Origin of the sequence: Actinomadura chokoriensis (genome assembly GCF_039529475.1) — a bacterium.
Taxonomy (GTDB): Bacteria; Actinomycetota; Actinomycetes; order Streptosporangiales; family Streptosporangiaceae; genus Spirillospora; species Spirillospora bangladeshensis.
On the sequence record NZ_BAAAMW010000026.1, the window covers coordinates 50,838 to 73,589 of the forward strand.

General features: G+C 72.7%; 19 protein-coding genes. 13 read left to right on the forward strand and 6 right to left on the reverse strand.

The features are described from left to right. Window positions 1–8 precede the first annotated feature (8 nt). From ABFX46_RS36265 to ABFX46_RS36275, 3 genes are all read left to right on the forward strand, one after another. On the forward strand, window positions 9–1,961 hold the full coding sequence (locus ABFX46_RS36265; protein ID WP_346048493.1) for an acetyl/propionyl/methylcrotonyl-CoA carboxylase subunit alpha: 1,953 nt from the start codon (window positions 9–11) through the stop codon (window positions 1,959–1,961). Between the two features lie 76 nt (window positions 1,962–2,037). After that, window positions 2,038–2,961, forward strand: a complete 924-nt coding sequence (locus ABFX46_RS36270; protein WP_346048572.1) for a hydroxymethylglutaryl-CoA lyase — start codon at window positions 2,038–2,040, stop codon at window positions 2,959–2,961. Window positions 2,962–2,965: 4 nt separating this feature from the next. Further along, window positions 2,966–4,114 carry an acyl-CoA dehydrogenase family protein gene (locus ABFX46_RS36275; protein WP_346048494.1) on the forward strand — a complete coding sequence of 383 codons (1,149 nt, stop codon included), beginning with the start codon at window positions 2,966–2,968 and terminating at the stop codon, window positions 4,112–4,114. Window positions 4,115–4,184: 70 nt separating this feature from the next. Here ABFX46_RS36275 and ABFX46_RS36280 read toward each other — a convergent pair whose 3' ends face one another. Both ABFX46_RS36280 and ABFX46_RS36285 read right to left on the reverse strand, forming a co-directional pair. Next, window positions 4,185–5,426, reverse strand: coding sequence for a TolB-like translocation protein (locus ABFX46_RS36280; protein ID WP_346048495.1), 1,242 nt, complete (start codon window positions 5,424–5,426; stop codon window positions 4,185–4,187). Next, a complete protein-coding gene (locus ABFX46_RS36285) occupies window positions 5,416–5,952 on the reverse strand; it encodes a SigE family RNA polymerase sigma factor (RefSeq protein WP_346048496.1) in 537 nt (178 codons plus the stop codon). Before ABFX46_RS36285 ends, ABFX46_RS36280 begins: the two co-directional genes overlap by 11 nt. 89 nt (window positions 5,953–6,041) lie before the next feature. Here ABFX46_RS36285 and ABFX46_RS36290 point away from each other — a divergent pair, with 89 nt between their 5' ends. Next, window positions 6,042–6,785, forward strand: coding sequence for an FkbM family methyltransferase (locus ABFX46_RS36290; protein WP_346048498.1), 744 nt, complete (start codon window positions 6,042–6,044; stop codon window positions 6,783–6,785). Window positions 6,786–6,798: 13 nt separating this feature from the next. On the opposite strand, the gene ABFX46_RS36295 is transcribed toward ABFX46_RS36290, so the two are convergent. Beyond that, entirely contained in the window at window positions 6,799–7,719 is a 921-nt protein-coding gene (locus tag ABFX46_RS36295; protein WP_346048499.1) for a LysR family transcriptional regulator, read from the reverse strand. 121 nt (window positions 7,720–7,840) lie between these two features. Here ABFX46_RS36295 and ABFX46_RS36300 point away from each other — a divergent pair, with 121 nt between their 5' ends. Continuing rightward, window positions 7,841–8,719: a zinc-binding dehydrogenase gene (locus ABFX46_RS36300; RefSeq protein ID WP_346048500.1), complete on the forward strand. Its 879-nt coding sequence runs from the start codon at window positions 7,841–7,843 to the stop codon at window positions 8,717–8,719. After that, window positions 8,716–10,113 carry an alpha/beta fold hydrolase gene (locus ABFX46_RS36305; RefSeq protein WP_346048502.1) on the forward strand — a complete coding sequence of 466 codons (1,398 nt, stop codon included), beginning with the start codon at window positions 8,716–8,718 and terminating at the stop codon, window positions 10,111–10,113. Before ABFX46_RS36300 ends, ABFX46_RS36305 begins: the two co-directional genes overlap by 4 nt. Window positions 10,114–10,116: 3 nt before the next feature. Here ABFX46_RS36305 and ABFX46_RS36310 read toward each other — a convergent pair whose 3' ends face one another. Continuing rightward, window positions 10,117–10,704: a TetR/AcrR family transcriptional regulator gene (locus tag ABFX46_RS36310; protein ID WP_346048503.1), complete on the reverse strand. Its 588-nt coding sequence runs from the start codon at window positions 10,702–10,704 to the stop codon at window positions 10,117–10,119. Window positions 10,705–10,754: 50 nt separating this feature from the next. Here ABFX46_RS36310 and ABFX46_RS36315 point away from each other — a divergent pair, with 50 nt between their 5' ends. The 4 genes from ABFX46_RS36315 to ABFX46_RS36330 all read left to right on the forward strand — a co-directional run bounded on the left by ABFX46_RS36315 (window position 10,755) and on the right by ABFX46_RS36330 (window position 16,118). After that, on the forward strand, window positions 10,755–11,543 hold the full coding sequence (locus ABFX46_RS36315; RefSeq protein WP_346048504.1) for a class I SAM-dependent methyltransferase: 789 nt from the start codon (window positions 10,755–10,757) through the stop codon (window positions 11,541–11,543). Then, complete coding sequence (locus tag ABFX46_RS36320) at window positions 11,540–12,148, forward strand: histidine phosphatase family protein (RefSeq protein WP_346048505.1); 609 nt, start codon at window positions 11,540–11,542, stop codon at window positions 12,146–12,148. Before ABFX46_RS36315 ends, ABFX46_RS36320 begins: the two co-directional genes overlap by 4 nt. A gap of 184 nt (window positions 12,149–12,332) precedes the next feature. Next, a complete protein-coding gene (locus tag ABFX46_RS36325) occupies window positions 12,333–14,285 on the forward strand; it encodes a WD40 repeat domain-containing serine/threonine protein kinase (protein WP_346048507.1) in 1,953 nt (650 codons plus the stop codon). A 3-nt stretch (window positions 14,286–14,288) separates the two neighbouring features. After that, a complete protein-coding gene (locus ABFX46_RS36330) occupies window positions 14,289–16,118 on the forward strand; it encodes a WD40 repeat domain-containing serine/threonine protein kinase (RefSeq protein ID WP_346048508.1) in 1,830 nt (609 codons plus the stop codon). Between the two features lie 134 nt (window positions 16,119–16,252). Here ABFX46_RS36330 and ABFX46_RS36335 read toward each other — a convergent pair whose 3' ends face one another. After that, the gene (locus ABFX46_RS36335) at window positions 16,253–16,462 is read right to left on the reverse strand and encodes a DUF397 domain-containing protein (RefSeq protein ID WP_346048509.1); all 210 of its coding nucleotides are present in this window, start codon (window positions 16,460–16,462) and stop codon (window positions 16,253–16,255) included. Next, on the reverse strand, window positions 16,459–17,307 hold the full coding sequence (locus tag ABFX46_RS36340) for a helix-turn-helix domain-containing protein (protein ID WP_346048510.1): 849 nt from the start codon (window positions 17,305–17,307) through the stop codon (window positions 16,459–16,461). Before ABFX46_RS36340 ends, ABFX46_RS36335 begins: the two co-directional genes overlap by 4 nt. A gap of 187 nt (window positions 17,308–17,494) precedes the next feature. Here ABFX46_RS36340 and ABFX46_RS36345 point away from each other — a divergent pair, with 187 nt between their 5' ends. The 3 genes from ABFX46_RS36345 to ABFX46_RS36355 all read left to right on the forward strand — a co-directional run bounded on the left by ABFX46_RS36345 (window position 17,495) and on the right by ABFX46_RS36355 (window position 22,733). Further along, a complete protein-coding gene (locus tag ABFX46_RS36345) occupies window positions 17,495–17,890 on the forward strand; it encodes an ATP-binding protein (protein WP_346048512.1) in 396 nt (131 codons plus the stop codon). A gap of 84 nt (window positions 17,891–17,974) precedes the next feature. Further along, window positions 17,975–21,232 (forward strand): NACHT domain-containing protein, encoded by a 3,258-nt coding sequence (locus ABFX46_RS36350; RefSeq protein WP_346048514.1) that lies wholly within the window; start codon window positions 17,975–17,977, stop codon window positions 21,230–21,232. Between the two features lie 121 nt (window positions 21,233–21,353). After that, window positions 21,354–22,733, forward strand: a complete 1,380-nt coding sequence (locus ABFX46_RS36355; RefSeq protein ID WP_346048515.1) for an IS1380 family transposase — start codon at window positions 21,354–21,356, stop codon at window positions 22,731–22,733. The last annotated feature ends 19 nt before the right edge of the window (window positions 22,734–22,752 follow it).

Consider the following 22,752-nt stretch of genomic DNA (forward strand, 5'->3'; position numbering starts at 1 on the left):
GGGTGTTGATGTTCGACAGCGTCCTGGTCGCCAACCGCGGGGAGATCGCCGTCCGCGTGTTCCGCACGCTGCGGCGGCTCGGCGTCCGCTCCGTCGCGGTCCACACCGACGCCGACGCGGGGGCGCGGCACGTGCGGGAGGCTGACGAGGCCCTCCGCATCCCGTCGTATTTGGACATCGAGGCGGTGATCGAGGCGGCTCGCGTCTCCGGGGCGGAGGCCGTCCACCCGGGGTACGGGTTCCTCGCGGAGAACACGGCGTTCGCGCGGGCGTGCGGCGAGGCGGGGCTGGTGTTCATCGGCCCGCCGGCCGGGGCGATCGACGCGATGGGCGACAAGATCCGCGCGAAGCGGACCGTGGCGGCGGCCGGCGTCCCGGTCGTCCCGGGGCGGGACGAGCCGGGCCTCTCGGACGCCGAGCTGGAGGCCGCCGCGCTGGAGGTCGGGCTGCCGGTGCTGCTCAAGCCGTCCGCGGGCGGGGGCGGCAAGGGCATGCGGCTCGTCCGGGACGCGGCGGAGCTGCCGGAGGCGATCGCGTCCGCCCGCCGCGAGGCGCGCGGCTCGTTCGGCGACGACACGCTGCTCGCCGAGCGGTTCGTGGAGAACCCCCGGCACATCGAGATCCAGGTCTTCGCCGACGCGCACGGGGGCGCCGTCCACCTCGGCGAGCGCGAGTGCAGCCTGCAGCGCCGGCACCAGAAGATCATCGAGGAGGCGCCGTCGCCGCTGCTGGACGAGGCGTCCCGCGCGCGGATGGGCGCCGCCGCCGTCGCCGCCGCGCAGGCCGTCGGGTACGTGGGCGCGGGGACGGTCGAGTACATCGTCTCCGCCGACCGCCCGGACGAGTTCTTCTTCATGGAGATGAACACCCGCCTCCAGGTCGAGCACCCGGTCACCGAGCTGGTCACGGGCCTCGACCTGGTGGAGCTCCAGCTCCGGGTGGCCTGCGGCGAGCCGCTGCCGTTCACGCAGGACGATGTCCGGCTCGACGGCCACTCCATCGAGGCCCGCGTCTACGCCGAGGACCCGGCGCGCGGCTTCCTGCCCACGGGCGGGCGCGTGCTGGCGCTGAGCGAGCCCGACGGCGTCCGCGTCGACTCGGGGCTGGACGTCGGCACCGAGGTCGGCGGCTCCTACGACCCGATGCTCGCCAAGGCGATCGTCCACGGCGCCGACCGCGCCGAGGCCCTGCACCGCCTCGACCGGGCGCTCGCCTCGTACACGCTGCTGGGCGTCCCGACGAACGTGGCGTTCCTGCGGGCGCTGCTGAGGCATCCCTCGGTCGTGTCCGGCGACCTGGACACGGGCCTGGTCGAGCGCGCCCTGGACGAGCTGACCTCGGGCGACACCGTCCCGCCGGAGGTGCTCGCCGCCGCCGCGCTGGAGCGGATGCGCGCCCTCGAAGCCGGCCCGGACGGCGGCGGGGACCCGTGGGACATCCCGGACGGCTGGCGGCCCGGCGCGCACGCGTGGGCGCCGTGGATCATCACGCCGTCCGGCGGCGACCCGGTCGAGGTCCGCGTGCAGGGCCGGGCCGCGTCCGCCCGCGTCGCGATCGGCGGCGGCGAACCGGTCGCCGCGTCGCTGACCGGCCCGTTCGTCCTGACCTACGGTGGAAGGACGACCTCGTTCGCGGCGGCCCGCGACGGCGGCACGCTGTGGCTCGGCCGCGGCGGGCGCGCGTGGGCGCTGAGCGAGCACGTCCGCGCCGAGGGCGGCGCCGCGTCGGCCGCCGCCGGCGACGGCGTGCTGCGCAGCCCGATGCCGGGGACGGTCCTCGCCGTGAAGGCGGCCGAGGGCGACCGGGTCGAGGCCGGGCAGCCGCTCGTGGTCGTCGAGGCGATGAAGATGGAGCACACGGTCACCGCGCCGCTCGACGGCGTGGTGGCGCGGCTACCGGTCCGCGCGGGCGCGCAGGTCGCGCTGGACGCGGTCTTGGCCGTCATCGAGGAGGCGCGATGACCGCGGCGAGGCGAGGACCGTCGGGACTCCCGCCCCGGGGGTCCGGGGGTCGCCCCCCAGGAAGGAGAGCATGACGATGCGGGTTCCCCTGTCCGGGCTCCCCGAGCGGGTCACGATCTACGAGGTCGGGCCGCGGGACGGGCTGCAGAACGAGAAGGCGGTCGTCCCGGTCGACGTGAAGTCCGAGTTCGTGACCCGGCTGGCGGACGCGGGCCTGCGCACGATCGAGACGACCAGCTTCGTGCACCCGAAGTGGGTCCCGCAGCTCGCCGACGCCGAGCAGCTCCTGGACATCCTGCCGCGCTCGCCGCGGCTGCGCTATCCGGTCCTCGTCCCGAACGAGCGGGGCCTGGAGCGGGCGCTGTCCAACGGCGTCACCGAGATCGCCGTCTTCGGCAGCGCGACCGAGACGTTCGCCCGCCGCAACCTCAACCGCACGGTGGAGGAGTCCCTCGCGATGTTCGCCCCGGTCGTGGACCGCGCCCGCTCCGAGGGCCTCTGGGTGCGCGCCTACGTCTCGATGGTGTGCGGTGACCCGTGGGAGGGCGACGTCCCCATCCCGCAGGTGGTGTCCGTGGCGTCGCGCCTGATGGAGATGGGCTGCTCCCAGCTCAGCCTCGGCGACACGATCGGCGTCGGCACGCCCGGCCACGTCACCGCCCTGATCAGGGCGCTCGTCGAGGCGGGCATCGGCACCGAGCGGCTCGCCGTCCACTTCCACGACACCTACGGGCAGGCGCTCGCGAACACCCTCGCCGCGCTCCAGGCGGGCGTCACCGTCGTGGACGCGTCGGCGGGCGGCCTCGGCGGCTGCCCGTACGCCGAGAGCGCCACCGGCAACCTGCCCACCGAGGACCTCGTCTGGATGCTGAACGGACTCGGCATCGACACCGGCGTCGACCTCGCGAAGCTCGTCTCCACCAGCCGCTGGATGGCCGGGCACCTGGGCCGTCCGAGCCCGTCCCGCGTCGTCCAGGCACTGTCCCCGGAATCGGAGTAAGACCATGATCGACTTCAGGCTCGGCGACGAGCAGGAGGAGCTGCGGCGCACGGTCGAGCGGTTCGCCCGCGAGAGCGTCGCCCCCGTCATCGGGGACCTGTACGAGCGCGGCGAGTTCCCGTACGAGATCGTCGCCGCGATGGGGAAGATGGGGCTGTTCGGGCTGCCGTTCCCCGAGGAGCACGGCGGCATGGGCGGCGACTACTTCACGCTGTGCCTCGCCCTGGAGGAGCTCGCCCGCGTCGACTCGTCCGTGGCGATCACGCTGGAGGCGGGCGTCTCGCTGGGCGCGATGCCGATCTACCGCTTCGGCTCCCGGGAGCAGAAGGAGCGCTGGCTGCCGCTGCTCACCTCCGGTGAGCGGCTCGCCGGGTTCGGGCTGACCGAGCCGGGCGGCGGCTCCGACGTGCCCGGCGGCATGCGGACCACCGCCCGGCTGGACGGCGACTCCTGGGTGATCAACGGGTCGAAGGCGTTCATCACCAACTCCGGCACCGACATCACCGCGTTCGTCACCGTCACGGCGTTCACCGGCGAGAACGAGATCTCCACGATCCTCGTCCCGAACGGCACTCCCGGCTTCACGGTCGGGCGCAAGTACTCCAAGGTGGGCTGGTCGTCGTCCGACACGCGCGAGCTGTCGTTCGACGACGTGCGGGTCCCCGCCGAGAACCTGGTCGGCGAGCGCGGCCGGGGCTACGCCCAGTTCCTCCGCATCCTGGACGAGGGCCGCATCGCGATCGCCGCCCTGTCGGTCGGCCTCGCGCAGGGCTGCGTGGACGAGTCGCTCCGCTACGTCCGGGAGCGGGAGGCGTTCGGCAAGGAGATCGGCCGCTACCAGGCGATCCAGTTCAAGATCGCCGACATGGAGACGCGGGCGCACACCGCCCGGCTCGCCTACTACGCGGCGGCGGCGAAGATGCTGCGCGGCGAGCCGTTCAAGAAGGAGGCGGCGATCGCCAAGCTGGTCGCGTCCAACGCCGCCATGGACAACGCCCGCGACGCCACGCAGGTCTTCGGCGGCTACGGGTTCATGAACGAGTACGCGGTCGGCCGCTTCTACCGCGACGCGAAGATCCTCGAAGTGGGCGAGGGCACCTCGGAGGTGCAGCGCATGCTGATCGCCCGCGCGCTGGGCCTGCCGCCGTCCTGACCCGCCGCGCGGCCGCCGCCCGCCCCGCGAGCGCGGGACGGGCGGCGGTCGAGTGCGCCGGGCCGGGCCGTCAGCCGATCTTGGAGAAGTCCAGCAGCGTCGTCCCGTCGTCGCCGGTGAAGAAGTCCTGCGGGTCGCGCTCGTTCGTGCGGCCCCCCATCACCTCGTTGCCCCGCCGGATGCCGGTGTCGAGCATCTTCCGGGTCTGGACGTCGTACAGGAGGTGGGTCTTCGACGCGGGACCGTCCGGGTAGTACGGGAGGAACCGCCCGTAGACGACGCCGGCCGCCGGGGCGAGCATGTCGCCCTTCACGGGCAGCGTCCGGCCGGCCTTCCCGTCCCTGCGCTGCACGGCGATCGGCGGCATCCCGCCGTTGTAGCGGACGCCCGTCGCGGAGCCGCCGACGCACCACGTCACCCCGCACGACCACGCACCCTTGAACGGCGCGAGGCGGGCCTCGCGGCGCTCTCCGGTCCGCACGTTCTTGAGGGTCCGGTACCGGACGTATCCGAGCTTGTCCCCGTAGGGCGCCGGTGAGCCGATCCAGGGCCAGGACACGATCCCGAAGCCCTCGGTGCCGGGGATCTTCGCGGGCGCGCCACCGGTCAGCGGCGCCCTGTACACGCCGCCGCTCGCGGCCCAGACGGCGTCGTCCCCATCGATGAGCAGCGTGGAGACCTCGGCCCCCGGCATCCCGGTGATCTTGTGCGCGGCGCCGCCGGCGACCGGGGCGCCCCAGATCTCGACCGTGTCGCGGCCGTCCACCCGGTACGACAGCCACCAGACGACCCGGCCGCCGCCGACGGCGAAGTCGGACGCGAAGATCTTCGAGCCGCGGGGGATCACGATGTTGGTGATCACCTTGGCCCTGCGCGCGCCGAGGTCGTAGGACCACAGCCGGTCCGGGCGCTGGAGGGACGACTCGGTCGTACCGACCAGGATGTCGCCGTCCAGCAGCGCGACGGGCTGCAGGCGGCTCCCGTCCGGCAGCCGGGCGGGGAGCTCCCGGACGGCGTCCGGCCACCGTTCGCGGACCTTGACCGGGGCGCCGAGGTCGGCGCGCGCCACCGGCTTCAGCGCACCGGCCGCAGCGACGGGCACCGTGCCGTCACCGGTCCCGAGCTGCGTGCCGAGCACGCCCGCACCGCCGACGACGACCGCCGTGCCGAGCGCGGCGGCCGCCATCTTGCGGCGCCTCCTGCCGCGGCGCACCGCCTCCACCCGGTCCAGCAGTTCCGGCCGGACGGACGGCGCCTCCTGCGCCGCCGTCGCCAGCGTGCCGCGCAGCGCGCGGCCCAGATCATCGCTCACTGTGCCCTCCCACCATGTGCCCTCCCGCCGTCTGCGCGGCGGCCGGGCGCCGGGCCGCGCGTAGTTTGTCGAGTGCGCGCGCCGCCTGGCTGCGGACCGTTCCGCGGGAGATGCCGAGCGTCCGGGCGATCTCCTCGTCGGACAGGTCCTCGTAGTAGCGCAGGACCAGCACCGCCCGCTGCCGCCGGGGCAGCGCCGCCAGCGCCTCCCAGAGCCTCGGGTCGTGCTCGGCCCGCTCCAGCCCGCGGTCGTCGTAGTGCCGCTCCGGCACGCTGCTCATCAGGTGTTCGCGCCTGCGCCGCCGCCACATGCTGATGTGCTGCCGCGCCATGATCGTGCGGACGTAGCCCTCGGGGTCGCGCTTGTTCACGACCCGTCCCCATGCGCCGCGCAGCCTGATCAGCCCTTCCTGCAGCAGGTCGGCCGCGTCATCGGCATTGCCGGTGAGGACGAAGCCGTACCGCAGCAGAGCCTGCGCGCGGCTCGCCACGAACTCCTCGTACCCCACGCCGTCGTCGTCGTCCAAAGGCCTTCCTTCCCATCGCCCCCAGGACGCCCGGACCCCCGATTCTGTTGCACGCCGCGTTCCGGGCAGGGGCGCGGTAGGGTCGGCGGATGCTGCTGCGTGCCTACGGGATCGCCCGGTCGCTGGTCATGTACTACGGGGTTCCGGGCAAGCACCGGCGCGCGATGCGCCTGTACGGCGAGTTCATCGGGGACGGCGACGTCGCGTTCGACATCGGCGCCCATGTGGGCGGCCGGGTGCGGGTGTGGCGGCACCTGGGGGCGCGCGTGGTCGCGGTCGAGCCGCAGCCCGACTGCCTGCGCGTCCTGCGGCTCTTCTACGGCCGCGACCGGGACGTCGCGATCGTGCCGGGCGCGGCCGGGGCGAAGCCCGGGAAGGCTCGGCTCGCCCTGTCCAGCGCCACCCCGACGGTGTCCTCGATGTCGCCCGGCTGGATCACGTCGGTGACGGCGGACCGCAGCTTCGCCCGCGTCCGCTGGGACCGGTCGGTCGAGGTGGCGGTGACGACGCTGGACGACCTCATCGCGGCGCACGGTGCGCCGTCCTTCTGCAAGATCGACGTGGAGGGCTTCGAGGCGGACGTCCTCGCGGGCCTGTCCCAGCCGGTTCGCGCGCTGTCGTTCGAGTACGTCCCGTCGGCGCACGACGCGTCCATGGAGGCGCTGCGCATCGTCGAGCAGCTCGGTTCGTACGAGTACAACTACTCCCCCATCGAGACGATGCGGTTCGCGAGCCCCCGGTGGCTGGACGCCTCCGAGCTGCGGCGGCAACTGGAGCGCATCCGCCCGCGCGGCCGGTCCGGCGACGTCTACGCCCGGCTGCGCTCCGCCTGACCCGCCGCGCGGTTCAGGCGGGGTCGGCGGGGAGCCAGTCGCGGTCGGGGTCGTAGTCCAGCCAGCGGCGCCGCCGCCCCCGCTCGGCGAAGGCGCGGACCAGCGCGGGCACCACCGGGTGCGGTGACTGCCGCGGCCACATCAGCGACCACGCGTACAGCGGGGTCGGCTCCACGATCGGGACGGCCCGGATGCCGGGGATGTCGGGCAGCGGGGCATCGGCGGGGAACAGGGTGATGCGGCCGGGGTCGGCCCTCAGGTCGGCCAGGAGGTGGTCGACGCCGAGGTTCGCGCCGCCGGACGCGGCGCGGGCGCCGAACGCGTCGCAGAACCGCTTGATGAAGTCGAGCCGGTCGACGGCCGCCGGGAACCACAGCTCGCGGCCGGCCAGCTCGGACGGCCGGACGGCCGCCGCCGAGGCCAGCGGATGCCCGGCGCCGACCAGCAGATCCACGGGTTCGAGCCGGACGAGGCGGTGCGCCAGGCCGTCGGGGAGGGGCGGGTGGACGCGGCCGAACGCGGCGTCGATGTCGCCGCGCAGCAGCGCGGCCGCCGCGGCGGGCAGGTCGCGGCTCATGCCGAGTTCGACGGCGAGCCCCGGCCGCTCGTCGACGACCGGGCCGACCGTCCGGGCGGGGCCGTAGAGGTGGCCCCACACGTCGAGGCGGAGCGGCCGGGCCCCGGCGTGGACCGCGTCGCGGGCGGCGTCGGCGGCGCGCAGCGCCTCCCGGGCCGGTTCGAGGAACCGCCGCCCCGCCTCGGTGAGCCGCACGGTCCCGCGGGTGAAGAGCGCGGCGCCGAGCGACCTCTCCAGCGCGGCGATCCGCTTGGACACCGCCTGCTGGCTGATCTCCAGGTCCTCGGCGGCGCGCCCGAAGTGCAGGTGGTCGGCGACGCCGACGAACGCGCGCACCTGGCCGAGGTCGAGGTCCATGCCTCCCATCGTGGACGACAACCGATGGTTGTCAAACGAGCCGGGCGGCTGTTGGACGGGCCTCCGGCCCCGGCGCTTTCCTGCCGGTATGAAAGCTCTTGTTCCGCATGCGGGATCGGTGGTGTTCAGGGAGGTCGAGGAGCCCGTCCCCGGTCCCGGCGAGGCGCTGGTGAAGGTCGCGGCGTTCTCGGTGAACCGCGGCGAGACGTTCCAGCTGGAGTCGGACCGGCCGGGGTGGCGGCCCGGCAAGGACGTCGCGGGGCTCGTCGTCCAGCCCGCGTGCGACGGGTCGGGGCCCGCGGCGGGCGCGCGGGTCGTCGGGCATCCGCCGGCGGCCGGGTGGGCGGAGTACGCCGCCGTCCCGACCGGGTCGCTCGCCGAGATCCCCGCCTCGGTGCCGGCTCCGGTCGCCGCCGCGCTCCCGCTGGCCGGGCTCACCGCGCTGCGCCTGCTGCGCGCGTCCGGCGCCACCGCCGGGACGCGCGTGCTGCTGACGGGCGCCTCGGGCGGCGTCGGCCACTACTTCACCGAACTCGCGGCCGCGGCGGGGGCCGAGGTCACCGCGGTCACGGCCACGCCGGAGCGCGGCCGGCGGCTCGCCGAGTTGGGCGCCGCGGTCGTCCACGACGTGGCGGACGCGGCCGGGCCGTTCGACGCGGTGCTGGAGTCGACGGGCGGGGACGTCCTGCCGCGCGCTCTGGCGCGCGTCGCGCCGGGCGGGACGCTGATCTGGTTCGGCCAGGCCGCCCGCCGCCCCGTGACCCTGGACTTCTTCGCCTTCTTCGACGGCCCCGAATCCGCCTCCATCCGGCATTTCCACTACGCGGGCGAGCCGTTCGGCGCGGACCTGGCCACCCTCGTCCGGCTGACCGCCGCGGGCCGCCTCCACCCGGAGATCGGCCGCGTCGCCGGGTGGGCCGAGACCGCGGCCGTCCTGACCGATCTCCGCGAACGCCGCATCCGCGGCAACGCCGTCCTCACCCTGGAGAGCACCCGATGAGCACCTTCTTCGACGAACCGGTCGGGCCGTTCGTCGCCGCGAACCGGTCGCGCGCCATCGCGGCGGGCATCGACCCCTACCAGTACGACGCGGTCACCGGCGGGCTGGCGTCCCTGCGCGAGTGGCCGGACGCGTTCGCCCGGACGGCGCGTGAGCACCTCGCCATGGCCGGGCGGGCGCGGCTGCCGCGTTCCGCCGGCGACGCCTACCGGGACGCCGCGCTGTGGTTCCACTTCGCGACCGTCCTGCCGAACCCGGACCTCGCCGCGCACGAGCGGGCCGCCGCCGCGTCGGCCGGCGCGCTGCGCCGCTCCCTCGCGCTGCTGGCACCGGACGCCGAGCACGTCACCGGGCCCGACTTCACCGGCATCCTGCACCGTGCGTCCCCGGACGCTCCGCTGGTGCTGCTGGTGCCCGGCATGAACTCCGGAAAGGCCGAGTTCATGCCGATCGCCGAAGCGCTCGTCGCGCGGGGGCTCTCCGTCCTGGCGATCGACGGGCCGGGGCAGGGGGAACTGGCCGTCCGCAGCGCCTGGGAACCGGACTACCAGCGGGTCGTCCGGCAGGCCCTCGACGTCGTCGGCGCGCCGCCCGCCGGCGTGGGCGTGATCGGGCTCAGCATGGGCGGATTCCTCGCCGCGGTCGCCGCGCACCATGAGCCGCGCGTCCGGGCGGTCGTCACCGTGAGCGGGCCGACCGCGCTGGCCTGGGACGAGCTTCCGCCGTACGTGACGGAGACGTTCGTCCTGCGGACGGGCGGCGAGGCCGCGGCCCGCGAGTTCGCCCGGCGGGTGACCGCGCCCGACGTCCCCCAGCCGATGCGCGTGCTGGACGGCGGTCTGGACGTGATCCCGGGCGTCGCGAACGGCGCCGAACTGGCGCGCCGGTCGGGCGGCGAGTACGTGCTGATCCCCGAGGGCGGCCACCTTCTGGAGAACACCCGCTGGACCTGGCTCCCCGAGACCCTCGACTGGCTCGCCACCCGGTTGAGCCAGAACGCGGCGCTGGTCGTCACCCGCTACGTCGAGGCCGTCGCGAACGGCGACCTGGACACGATCACCGCGAGCTTCGCCGACGACGCCACCTGGACCTATCCCGGCGACCTGCCGCTCACCGGCACCTGGAAGGGACGGGACGCGATCGTCGGCGACTTCCTCGGCGGCGCCGGGAGGCTCTTCCAGCCGGGTGGGGAGCCCAAGGTCGTCCTCACCAACGTGATCGCCGATGGGGACCGCGTCGTGGCCGAGTGGACGTCCCGGGGCACGGCGCGCAACGGCCGCGCCTACGACAACCTGTGCCTGGGCGTCTTCACCGTGCGGGACGGCAGGATCGCGTCCGTCCGCGAGTACACCGACACGCAGCACGTGGAGCGCACGCTGTTCGCCCCCGAGTAGCGGTCAACGGACGGCTCCGGCGATGACCGCCGACACCATCTTCTGGACGGCGTCGCGCTCCGGACGGGGCCCGGAGCGGTCGGCGAACAGGAGGTGCGCGGCGCCGATCAGCGTCGGAGCGAGCGTCCCGACGTCGGCGCCGGGCGCGATGCGGCCGAGGTCGCGCTCGGCGACGAGGTAGGACTCGACCACCCCCACCGCCTCCGTCAGGACGGGGACGCCGGCGGGCAGCGTCCGCCGGAGCAGGACGCGCAGCTGGGTCCGGAAGGTGACCAGGGGGACGATCGCGACGGCGACCGACTCGAACAGCGCCGTCAGCGCGTCGGTGAGGTTGCCGGCGACCGTGCCCGTCCCGGCGGACGCGCGCAGCTCGGCGGCCTGCGGGTCCATCCGGTCGACCCGGTCGATGACGAACTCGGCCAGGAAGGCGTCGAAGTCGGCGAAGTGCCGGTGCAGGACGCCCTTGGCGACGCCCGCCTCGTCTGTGACGGCGCGGCTGGTCAGCGCGCTCGGGCCGTCCCGGAGCAGGATCCGCTCGGCGGCGTCGAACAGCTGCTCGCGCACATCCCGGAGGGCCACCCCTGTCGGCACCGCGCATCCTCTCCCTGGACGAGTGGGCAAGCGCCCACTATGGTGGGCACATGCCCACTCTATCGAACGAGCCCCATCGGGCACGCGACGTCGCGGAGTCGTTCGGCGCGGACGCCGACCGCTACGACCGGACGCGCCCGAGCTATCCCGACGCCCTCGTGGCGCGGCTCGCCGCGGCCGGGCCCGACGTCCTCGACGTCGGCTGCGGGACCGGCATCGCGGCCCGCCAGTTCCAGGCGGCCGGGTGCCGCGTCCTCGGCGTCGAGCCCGACGCCCGCATGGCGGAGCTGGCCGAACGCGCCGGCGTCCCGGTCGAGGTGTCCACGATCGAGGACTGGGACCCCGCCGGCCGGACGTTCGACGCGGTCGTCGCCGGGCAGGCGTGGCACTGGGTCGACCCGGTCGCCGGCGCGGCCAAGGCGGCGCGGGCGCTGCGCCCCGGCGGACGCCTGGCGGTGTTCTGGCACTCGTTCCGGCCCCCGTCCGGCCTCGGTGACGCCATGGCCGCCGCGTACCGCCGCGCCAGGCCGGACTCGCCGCTGTTCCAGCGCCCGCTGCCCGGCCCGGAGGCGTACTCGCTGATGTGCGACAAGGCGTCCGACGGCATGCGCGAGGCGGGCGGCTTCGGCGAGCCGGAGGAGTGGCGCTTCCCCTGGGAGCGCCACTACACGCGCGACGAATGGCTGGAGCAGGTCCCGACCTTCGGCCTGCACTCCCGGGTTCCGGCGGACAAGCAGCAGCAGATCCTCGCGGACATCGGTGCCGCCATCGACGCGGCGGGCGGCGCGTTCACGATGGGCTACACCACGGTCGTCGCCACCGCGCTCCGCGACTCGTGAACGCCCGCGTCCGCTTATGGTGCCTGCGCCACGCCGAGTCCGAGAACGTCACACAGGGCGTGGCGGGCGCCGTCCCCGCCGCTCCGCTGACGGCCCGCGGCCGCCGTCAGTCCGTCGCCGCCGGGCGCCTCCTCGCGTCCGAGCCGACCGTCCGCATCTACTCGAGCCCGTCCGTCCGCGCCCGGGAGACCGCCCGGCTCCTGGCCCCGCCGGGTGTCGCCGTCACGGTGATCCCGGAGCTGGCCGAGGTGGGGATCGGCGAGCACGAGGGGTCGCGCGACCCGTCCGTCCGCGCCCGGACGGCCGACGTCCTCCGCGCCTGGATCACCGAGCGGGACTTGGCGCAGCGGGTGGCGGACGGCGAGTCCGGCCACGAGGTCATCGCCCGCGTGACGGCGGCACTCCACCAGATCGCGACCGCCCACCCCGGCGAGACGGTAGCCGCAGTCGGCCACGTGGCAAGCCTCACCGTCACCCTGAGCCACCTGTGCACCCTCGGCGCGCAGGTGTGGGGTTCCCCGCTCCCCCACGCCCACCCCTTCCTCGTCGAGCGACACGGCGAGAGGTGGACCTGCCCGGCCTGGCCGGCCGTCCCTCCTGACTGATCGCCCCGCTAGTTCTGAGCCCGGGGCGTCCGCCGCGGCCGGGACGGTCCGGCACGGTCGGTGGTGGCCGTGACGTGCTCGGGCTGGCATGCCGTGCGTCACAGTACGGGCGCACTGGCGTCGAAAAGACATCTGTGTCTGCTAGACAATGCCGGTACACGTCCCGACCCTTGGCGGGTGAGGCATGGAACCCCTGCGTCCCGGCGATCCCCGGCGGATCGGCCCCTACGAGCTCGAGGCCCGGCTGGGCGCGGGCGGCATGGGGCAGGTGTTCCTCGGGGTCTCGCCGGGCGCCCGCCGCGTCGCCGTCAAGGTCATCCGCGCCGAGTACGCCGAGGACGACCGCTTCCGGGCGCGGTTCGCGCGCGAGGTGGAGGCGGCCCGCCGGGTCGGCGGGTACCACACGGCGCAGGTCGTGGACGCCGACGCCGAGGCCGCGTCGCCGTGGCTGGTCACCGCGTTCATCCCCGGCCCGTCCCTGCGGGAGGTCGTGGGCGGGCGTGGGCCGCTCGATCCCGGCGCGGTGCGGGCGCTCGCGTCCGGGCTGGCCGAGGGCCTCGCCGCGATCCACGGGTGCGGGCTCGTCCACCGCGACCTCAAGCCCGGCAACGTCATCATGGCGGCGGACGGCCCCCGGATCATCGACTTCGGCATCGCCCGCGCGACCGACGCGACGGCGCTGACCTCGGCGGGGGCGGTCGTCGGCACCTACGCCTACATGTCGCCGGAGCAGGTGCTCGGCGACATGCCGGGACCGTCCGGCGACGTGTTCTCGCTCGGCTGCGTGCTCGCCTACGCCGCGACCGGGCGGGGCCCGTTCGACGCGGAGACGATCCCGGCGATCGTGCACCGCGTCCTGCACGAGGAGCCGGACCTGTCCGCGCTCCCGGAGGACCTCCGCACCATGATCGCCGCGTGCCTCGCCAAAGACCCGGCGCGGCGGCCCGACGTGGACACGCTCATCACCGCACCGGAGAGCATCGAGCCGCCGCCAGACACCGGCCCGCCCGGCGACGAGGCGGACACGCACGCCAACGCGACGCTCGCCGCGACCCGTTTGCGGGAGGCCCCGGCGGCCGCCCCGGCACCCGTCGGCCGCCGAGCGCTGCTCATCGGCGGGGGCGCCGTCGCGGCGATCACCCTGGGCGCCCCGGTGGCGTTCTTCCTGACGCGCGGGGAGGAGAAGCCGGCCACCGCCGCACCGCCCGCCTCGCCGTCCCGGCCGAAGGGGCTGATCCCCCACAGCGGGTCGCTCAGCGCCCCGGACGTCAAGACCCTCGACGAGGTCGCCATCAGCCCCGACGGGCGGACGGTCGCCGCCGGGGGCCTCGACTCCACGATCACGCTGTGGGACGTCGCGACCGGGCGCGTGCTCCGCACGATCCGCAGGGCGGGCTGGGTCGGCGCGCTCGCGTTCAGCCCGGACGGCGCGTCCCTCGCCGGCTCGTCCACCTCTCCCGGCCAGCTGCTCGTCTGGGATGTGGCGACCGGACGCCTCAAGGTGAACGTGCGGACCGGCGAGTACGGCCTGAACGCGCTGGCCTACAGCCCGGACGGCCGCACGATCGCGGGCGCCAACCCCGACGCCCGGCTGTTCGACGCCGCCACCGGCCGCACCCGGGCGGAGTTCGACCTCGGCCACAGCGGCGTCAACGCGGTCGCGTTCAGCCCGGACGGCGGGACCGTCGCGGTCGGGGTCGACGGCTACTACAAGAAGCCGCCGGGCCGCACCGTCCAGCTCCTCGACGGCCGGACGCTCCGCGGCCGCGGCCGGCTCACCGGGCACGCCTCCAACGTCACCGGCGTCGCGTTCAGCGCGGACGGGCGGCGCCTCGCGAGCTGCGGCGCGGACTCGACCGTCCGGATCTGGGACGTCGCCGCCCGCCGCGCCGTGCGCGTCATCGACGCGGGCGAGGCGAAGGTGCGGGACGTGCGGATCTCCCCGGACGGCGCGTCCGTCCTCGGCGCCTGCTCCGACCGGACCGTCCGCGTCTGGAACACCGCGACCGGCGCGCTCACCTCGACGCTCGTCGGGCACCCGCAGCCCATCGCCAAGATCGCCCTCGCCTCCGGCGGGCTGGTCGCCGCCGTCGGCAGCTCGAAGCCGGACGGCACTGTCACGCTCTGGAAGGTCTGACCCGTGGATCCGCTGCGCGACGACGACCCCCGCGAGGCCGGCCGCTACCGGCTGCACGGGCGCCTCGGCGCGGGCGGCATGGGGGAGGTGTTCCTCGGGGCCTCGCCGAGCGGGCGCAAGGTCGCGGTGAAGACCGTCCGCGCCGAGTTCGCCGCCGACCCGGGGTTCCGCCGCCGGTTCGCCCGCGAGATCGAGGCCGCCCGCCGCGTCGGCGGCTTCCACACCGCGCAGGTCATCGACGCCGACCCCGACGCCGCGTCGCCGTGGATGGCGACCGCGTTCATCCCCGGCCCGTCGCTGCGGCAGACCGTCCAGCGGCAGGGGCCCCTCGCCCCGGACGCGGTGCGCGACCTGGGCGCCGGGCTGGCCGAGGGCCTCGCCGCGATCCACGCGTGCGGGCTGGTGCACCGCGACCTCAAGCCCGGCAACGTCATCATGAGCCCGGACGGCCCCCGCATCATCGACTTCGGCATCGCCCGCACGGCCGACGCGACCGCGCTGACCTCCACCGGAGCGGTCGTCGGCACGTTCTCGTTCATGTCGCCCGAGCAGGTGCGCGCCGACGCGACCGGACCGCCGAGCGACGTGTTCGCGCTCGGCTGCGTGCTCGCCTACGCCGCGACCGGGCGCGGCCCGTTCGACGCGGCGACCGTCCCGGCGATCGTCCACAAGATCGTCGGCGCGCCGCCCGACGTCGCCGGACTGGCGGACCCGCACCTGCGCGACGTCATCGTCCGCTGCCTGGAGAAGGACCCGGCGCGGCGCCCGTCCGTCGCGGAGGTCCTCGCGGCGCTCAACGGCCCGCCGCCGCACCGCCTCCCGCGCCGCGCCGTGCTGCTCGGCGGCGCGGCCGTCGCAGCGGCCGCCGCCGTGGCCGTCCCGACCGTGCTGCTGTGGCCCTCGGACGCGCCCGCCGCCGGGCGGAACGCTCCGATGACCCCGATCGGCGTCCCCACCGGCACGACCCTGCCCAGCTCGGAGGTCGCGGTCCACGCCGTGGCGTTCTCCTCCGACGGCAAGACCCTGTGGGGCGCCGGGTTCTCCACCATCCTGCGCTGGGATCTGGCCACCGCGCAGGTCACCACTCACAAAATCGACGACACTGCCAAGACCTACCGCCGCCCCATGGTCTTCAGCCCGGACACGAAGACCCTTGCCACCTCCGGCGACGACAAGGGCGTCCACCTGTGGGACGTGGCGTCAGGGAAGATCCGCAAGACCTTCCCGCAGATACAGGGCGTCCAGTCGCTCGCGTTCAGCCCGGACGGCCGCTCCCTCGCCGTCAGCGTCGGCAACGGCCCCCACTTCGTCCAGGTCTGGGACATCACCACCGGCGAGTCCGTCTCCATGAAGACCGACTCCTACGCCAGAGCGCTGGCCTTCTCCCCGGACGGCAAATCCCTCGCCGGCGGTTACGCCTTCTCCGGACGCTTCACCGTCTGGGACGTCGCGACCGGCAATGCCACCGAGATCTCACCGCGCAACGCCACCGAGATCCCCTGCCTGGCCTTCAGCCCGGACAGCACGACCTTGGCGGCCTCCACCGGCGGCTACTACGGATACGAAATACGGCACGCGGCCGACGGCGACCTCAAGACCACCATCAGAGACCTAGGCGGCGAGGTTCAAGCCCTGGGCTTCAGTCCGGACGGCAACACGCTGGTCACCGCCGACCAGAAGAACATCCGCCTGTGGCACGTCCCCACCGGGCGCAACACGGCAACACTCCCCGGCGACCCCGACGACGAGCAGTCAATGGCCTTCGCACCCCACGGCCAGAGCTTCGCCACCACCAGCGGCACCGGCACAACCCGCCTCTGGACCTTCCAGTAACCGCAGGTCAGCGGCCCGGGTCGAACGCCACGCGGAGAAGACGAACCGACGACTGGTCACGTCTCGACACCAGCCCTCCGCCAACAAAGGAAAGGGGGCGGCCTGGACCGGCCGCCCCCAACGCATGCGCGGTATCAAAGCGTGAGGTCGAAGGAGCCGCCCTTGATGCCGGTGAGGAGCGACACCCACGCAGACGGCGCGAGGGACAACATCGGCCCGTCCGCATCCTTGGAGTCCCGCACCGCAACACCCTGGTGGATCAACGCGGCCACCTCAACGCATGAAGATCCGCCACCACCGCTGTGGCTGCTCTTCCGCCAACGGGAAAACTGAGTAGTGCTCATGGATTTGAGAGTAACCGTTCGATCAAAGCTCGGGAGTCTGTAGGTGATAACGCGGCAGCCCTCAGGTGGTCGAAAACGAGATCATGATGACGAATCACCTCTTGATCCTCCAGGTACCAGCCTGTGGTCAGGTTCTCGACGAGCACCACGGACAGGTCGCTCGTGACCAGGGTCGTGAAGGACCCATTGTGACCAGGATGGGAGCCAGCCGTGAACGGAAGCACTTGAAATGTAACGTTAGGCAACAACGAGAGCTCAACTAGGCGCCTGAGCTGGGCCTTCATTACTTCCGGCCCGCCCTGTTCCTGATACAGCACCGCTTCACTCACGATGACCCAGAGCCGAAGCGGATTCTCCTTGAGTAGAACCTGCTGACGACGCAGACGGACCTCGGTCAGCCCCTCCACATCATGTGGTCCCTCCAGCGGGATGCTGGAACTAATGACCGCACGGGCGTATGCCTCGTCTTGGAGGAGCCCTGGGACGAGGTGTAGTTCAAAACTCTTGACGCACGTCGCCTCAGCCTCAAGGGAGATGTAATCCAGAGTCGACGGCGCGATCTTGCCCTCGTGACGGAGCCACCAGCCCTTCTTCCCAGAATCACGTGCGAGCTTGTAGAGGACCTCCCGCTGGTTGGGGTCGGTGAGTTCGTAGCGGTCGAGCATGTGCTCCAGGGCGGGGCGGCGGATGCCTCGCTTGCCGGTCTCCAGCTTGCTCAGGGAGGACGGCGTGCGGTTCAGCAGACGGGCCGCCTTCTGGAGGTTGAGGTCGCGGCTCTCCCGCAGCTCACGCAGCATCGCGCCGAGCTTGCGGCTTCGCATGGTGGGACGCTGCGCTCTGTCCATGACGTAATCATGACCTAACAATGCGTAATCGTGGGTCAGGTTCGCCGAGGTGGACACGGTGACTCGGTCAAAAGTGACCGGGGCCGGTTTGCCCCGGGACCTCGGGACGAGGGTCGCAAACGCATCCCTTGCACCGACCCGCCCTGCCCATTCTTTTCGGCGACGACGAACCGAGAGGAGTGGAGTGATGACGGTGCCGACGGCGAAGTTCGACGCGCTTCTACTGCCGGGGATGGACCGGGCGCCCGGCCACGCGCGGCGGTGGCTTCGGGACGTGCTGGGCGACCACCCCGCGCTGGACGATGCCTCGCTCTGCCTGAGCGAGTTGATCACGAACGCGGTGCGGTACACCAAATCCGGAAAGGACGGACAGATCCGCGTCGAGGTGAGCTATTCGGACGAACTCGTCCGCATCGAAGTCATCGACGACGGCGGTTCCACGACCGTCCCGCACCTGGCCACGGTGGACGAGATGGACGTCTGCGGACGGGGCCTGCGCATCGTCGCCTTCATGGCCGGCGACTGGGGCGTCACCCAGCGAGCCGGGGGCCACGCGGTGTGGTTCGAGATGGCCCGCACCTGACGTCCGAACACGGACGCGGGAAAGCCGGGATACCGCGCCCAGTTTCTCGCGATAATGGCGGCTTCCGTGGAATCTGGGGGTGCCGTGTCGGTCGAGGTCGCCGCAGTGCGAGTTGGCATGTCGGTGACACGGCTGGCCGTGGGGCGGTGGCTCGCCGGGCGGTCGAGCAGGGACGGGGCCGGCAAGGACCTCGTCGAGCTGATCAAAACGGGGTTTCCGGACGAGATCAAGCGGCGGCGTGTCCAGCGGCAGTTCGACGGCATCGCCGATTCGGTCGCCGAACGGCTCCTGACCTTCGCGGGACGCGAATTCGGCGGGCTCACCGACGGCGACCGCGAGGCTGCGCTGCACGAGGTCGTCCGCACTCTCGACGGAGCCGATCTGTCGGACGACGCCTTCTTCGCAGCCGATGCCGACCCGGTGAAGCTGGCGCGCGGCCTGCGGACGCGGCTTCCGGTGCGGCGGGCCGAGTTCGAACTGGGCGAGGCCGGTGCCCGCCTGTACGAGGTGGTGCTGGACGAGTGCTGCGACTGCCTCGCCCGCATCATCGTCCACCTCCCGCAGTTCGGACCGCGCGCATCAGTGGAGATGCTGGGCAGGCTGAGCGGGCTGGCCGACCAGGTCGGCGCCGTCTTGGCTCGGCTCCCGGCACGCACCCTCGACGCACCGGAAGGGACGTCGGACGACGACGAGTTCACCCGCCGGTATCTCGCTTCCATCAGCGAGTCTCTCGACACGCTGGAGTTGTTCGGCGTCCGGTTCGAGCGGTTCACCCGTCCGCAGACGACACTGAGCGTCGCTTACATCAGCCTCAACGTCTCGGGCGAGAGCAAGCGGGCCCACCGCTCTTCGCGGCCGCATGCCGTGCCGGTCAGCGACTGGCGGGACGAGGCCACGACCGGGTCCGTCCGGGTCGAGGCGGCGTTGGGCGACCATCGGCTGATGCTGCTGCGCGGCGAGGCCGGCGGTGGAAAAAGCACGCTGCTTCGATGGCTCGCGGTCACGGCCGCCAGGGGTTCTTTCAGCGGGCCGCTGAGTGAGTGGAACGGGTCCGTCCCGTTCGTTATCAAGCTGCGCAGCCATGCGGGCAGGCCACTGCCGCGTCCCGAAGAGTTCATCGACGATGTCGCCGGGCACCTCGCCGGGATCATGCCGCGCGGGTGGGCGCACCGGCAGCTCGCGTCCGGCCGGGCACTGCTCCTCGTGGACGGCGTGGACGAGGTCACCGGCACGCAGCGCCAGGCAGTCCGGGAATGGCTCAAGCGGATTGTCACCGAGTTCCGCGATATCCGGATCATCGTCACCTCACGTCCGGCGGCGGCCGGCTCCGACTGGCTCCGTGCTGAGGGGTTCGCGACCGCCTTCCTTGAGCAGCTCTCCCCGGCGGACATCCGGACGCTCGTCCAGCACTGGCACACCGCCGTCCGCGACTGCGCCGACCTGCCGTGCGAGTTGGAGCGTCTCCCGTCCTACGAGGCGCGCCTCCTGGCACGGCTAGAGGCCGCTCCTCATCTCCGGGCCCTCGCCTCCAGCCCCTTGCTCGCCGCCATGCTCTGCGCGCTCAACCTCGACCGCGAGGCCCTCCCCCGCAATCGCATGGGTCTCTATGGCGCCGCCCTTGAGATGCTCCTGGAGGCGCGCGACACCAAGCGCGGCATTCCGAGCGTCCTCGAACGCGAGCAGAAGATCCGCATACTGCAGGACGTCGCCTGGCACCTCTCCACCAGCTCCCGCGTGGAGCTGCCGAAGCCCATGGTCGAGCGGCTCGTCGCCGACCGGCTGGCGTCGATGCCGCAGGTCCGCGTCACGTCGAGCGCGGTCTTGGACGAGCTGCTCCAGCGCAGCGGCGTCCTGCGCGAGCCGGTCCCGGGCCGCATCGACTTCGTCCACCGGACCGTCCAGGAGTACCTCGCCGCCAAGCAGGCCGCCGACCTCGGCGACATGGACATCCTCATCAGGTACGCGCACCGCGACACGTGGCGCGAAACCGTCATCATGGCCGCCGGCCACGCGAACGAGCCGCTGAGGCACGAACTTCTCTCCGGCATCCTGAGCCGCGCCCGGTCCGAGTCACGACGCACCCGCACGTTGAAACTAGTGGCCGTCGCCTGCCTGGAGACGCTCCCGTCGATACCAGACGACCTCCGTGGAGACCTTGATTGTTGCCTGGACGACCTGATCCCACCCCGCGACAAAACAACGGCCCGTTCCCTCGCCACCGCAGGCGAACCCGTCCTCGCCCGGCTGCCCGCCACGCTGGACGGGCTCAGCGATGCCGCCGCTTGCGCCACCGTCCGGGCGGCCTGGCTCATCAACGGATCCGACGCCTTGGACGTACTGGCACGGTACGCCCGCGACGCCCGGGCGCAAGTCCGAGAGACCGTGGCCGCGGCGTGGGACTACTTCGACGCCGAGGAGTTCGCCGAGCGTGTCCTAGCCCAGTCTCCCGAAGGAGGCACGGTTATGCTGGTCGACAAGCCGCAGCAGGTGAGCTCGCTCAACAGGGTTCCGCCGCTTTCGTCCCTCTACATCCAGCAGCATCGTTTCGAAGATCTCCGCTTTCTAATCACGCACGCGCAAACGCTGCTCGACCTCACTCTTTATTCGAACGAGCCGATCAGCGATGCGGTCCGCCTCCCCGAGCTGCCGGTCCTGCGGAAACTGCATCTGGGTTTTCCCGGCCTTGACGATCTCTCATTCTTGGGAGCCCTCCCCCAACTGGACGAGCTCTGGCTCCCCACATGCGCGAAGATCAGCGATTACACCGTGTTGCGGCGGCAGAAGTCACTGACCACTCTCTGGCTGTACGACTGCTTCCAGCTGACCAGCCTTTCCGCGCTTCCTGCCCTGGGATCGCTGCAGATGCTCGGAGTGAGCGGTTCACAACTTGGCGAGGGGTTGCAGGGGATCCGCCAAGCGAACCCCGGGCTCCAGCGACTCGTCGCCAATGAATGCGCGTGGGTGACGGACCTCCGCCCGCTCATCGGCCTCCCACTGACCGGGCTCTACATCGGCAAATGTCACCATGTCAGCGACCTCGCGCCACTCTCATCGCTCACCGGACTTCGGTCCCTGAATCTCACAGAGACCCGCATCGAAGATCTCACGCCGCTGCAAGGACTTTCCCAGCTGAGGACCCTGTGGCTCAGTGGCTGCAGCTCCGTGACCGACCTCCGTCCGCTGGGATCCCTGCCTCGGCTGAGAGAGCTCTACCTCTCGGGCGCAGCGCCTGGTCTCGACCTCAGCCCGCTGGGACGCAATCGCAAGGTCACCGTCTTCATCGATTCAGGACAGGAGGTCCGAGGCGCCGAGGCGCTGGGGCGGCGTGTGATAGTCCGTTAGCCTCGGGCTTTCACCGGGCGGCGGGTCGGGAGTGACCGTTTAGACAAGAAAAGTGCCCCCGAGCTGGGAGGATAGGGCTTGTCGAGAGTCTTGTCCGCACCAGTCCGAAAGCACTTTTCACGTGAAGACTACAGGTCGCCATGCCAAGCTCGCGGTGTCTTCGGACGGTGCGGGGATCGTCGGGCAGGCCGGCGGGGTGCTGCTGACCGAGACGCTCCGGGCCACCGGGCTCGACCAGCCGCTTTCCGCTGGGTTGGAGCGGTGGCGCAAGCCGCGGGCGACCCACGATCCGGGCAAGGTCGTCGCGGACCTGGCGGTGATGCTGGCGCTGGGCGGGGACTGCCTGTCCGACATCGCGGTCCTGCGGGCCGAGCCGGAGCTGTTCGGGCCGGTGCCCTCCGATCCGACGGTGTCACGGCTGGTCACCACCCTCGCCCAGGCCGGCTCGCAGGCGTTGCGGGCGATCCGCAAGGCCCGCTCGTCGGCCCGCGCTCGGGCCTGGGAACTGGCCGCCGAGCACGCCCCCGGGACGGGCGGAGGCCCGATCCCGGTGGACCTGGACGCCACGATCGTGCTCGCGCACTCGGAGAAGGAACACGCCGCCCCAACGTGGAAGCGCACCTTCGGGTTCCACCCGATGACCGCGTTCATCGACCACGGTGCGGGCGGGACCGGTGAGGCCGCCGCGCTGGTGCTGCGGCCGGGCAACGCCGGCTCCAACACCGCCGCCGACCACATCACCGCAGGCCGCCTCGCCCTCAACCAGATCCCCACCCGCCTGCACAAACAGGTCATCATCCGGACCGATGCCGGTGGCGGCACCCACGAGTTCCTGGACTGGGTCACCGCCCGCCGCCTCAAGTACTCGATCGGGTGGGGCCTCACCGATGACATCTGCGCCGCCATCCTCGCCCTGCCCGAACACGTGTGGCAGGCCGCCTACGACGCCGACCGGCAGCCCCGCCCCGGCGCGTGGGTGGCCGAGCTGACCGGCATGCTGGACCTGACGGGCTGGCCCAAGGGCATGCGGGTCATCGTCCGCCGCGAACGCCCCCACCCCGGCGCGCAACTGCGGTTCACCGACATCGACGGGCACCGCTTCACCTGCTTTGTCACCGGCACCCGGCCCGGCGGCAAGCACGGGCAGCTCGCCGACCTGGAACTACGCCACCGCCGCCGCGCCCGCTGCGAAGACCGCATCCGCTGCGCCAAGCACACCGGCCTGCGCAACCTGCCCCTGCACAGCGCAGCGGCCAACCAGATCTGGCTCGAACTCATCGCGCTGGCCACCGACCTGACCGCCTGGACCCAGATGCTCGCCTTCGCCGATCACCCGGCCCGCCGCTGGGAACCCAAACGCCTGCGCCTGCGCGTCTACTCGGCCGCCGCCCGCCTGGCCCGCGGCGGCAGACGACTCCGGCTCCGGCTGGCCCGCCACTGGCCCTGGACCGACCTGATCACCACCGCGATCGAGCGCCTGCAGACGCTCCCGGCGCCCTGACCAGCACCAACCATCCCAT

Coding starts and splice junctions, on each gene's coding strand:
- ABFX46_RS36265 (WP_346048493.1), top strand. CDS start 9: ATGTTCGACAGCGTCCTGGTCGCCAACCGCGGGGAGATCGCCGTCCGC.
- ABFX46_RS36270 (WP_346048572.1), top strand. CDS start 2,038: ATGCGGGTTCCCCTGTCCGGGCTCCCCGAGCGGGTCACGATCTACGAG.
- ABFX46_RS36275 (WP_346048494.1), top strand. CDS start 2,966: ATGATCGACTTCAGGCTCGGCGACGAGCAGGAGGAGCTGCGGCGCACG.
- ABFX46_RS36290 (WP_346048498.1), top strand. CDS start 6,042: ATGCTGCTGCGTGCCTACGGGATCGCCCGGTCGCTGGTCATGTACTAC.
- ABFX46_RS36295 (WP_346048499.1), bottom strand. CDS start 7,719: ATGGACCTCGACCTCGGCCAGGTGCGCGCGTTCGTCGGCGTCGCCGAC.
- ABFX46_RS36305 (WP_346048502.1), top strand. CDS start 8,716: ATGAGCACCTTCTTCGACGAACCGGTCGGGCCGTTCGTCGCCGCGAAC.
- ABFX46_RS36315 (WP_346048504.1), top strand. CDS start 10,755: ATGCCCACTCTATCGAACGAGCCCCATCGGGCACGCGACGTCGCGGAG.
- ABFX46_RS36325 (WP_346048507.1), top strand. CDS start 12,333: ATGGAACCCCTGCGTCCCGGCGATCCCCGGCGGATCGGCCCCTACGAG.
- ABFX46_RS36335 (WP_346048509.1), bottom strand. CDS start 16,462: ATGAGCACTACTCAGTTTTCCCGTTGGCGGAAGAGCAGCCACAGCGGT.
- ABFX46_RS36340 (WP_346048510.1), bottom strand. CDS start 17,307: ATGGACAGAGCGCAGCGTCCCACCATGCGAAGCCGCAAGCTCGGCGCG.
- ABFX46_RS36345 (WP_346048512.1), top strand. CDS start 17,495: ATGACGGTGCCGACGGCGAAGTTCGACGCGCTTCTACTGCCGGGGATG.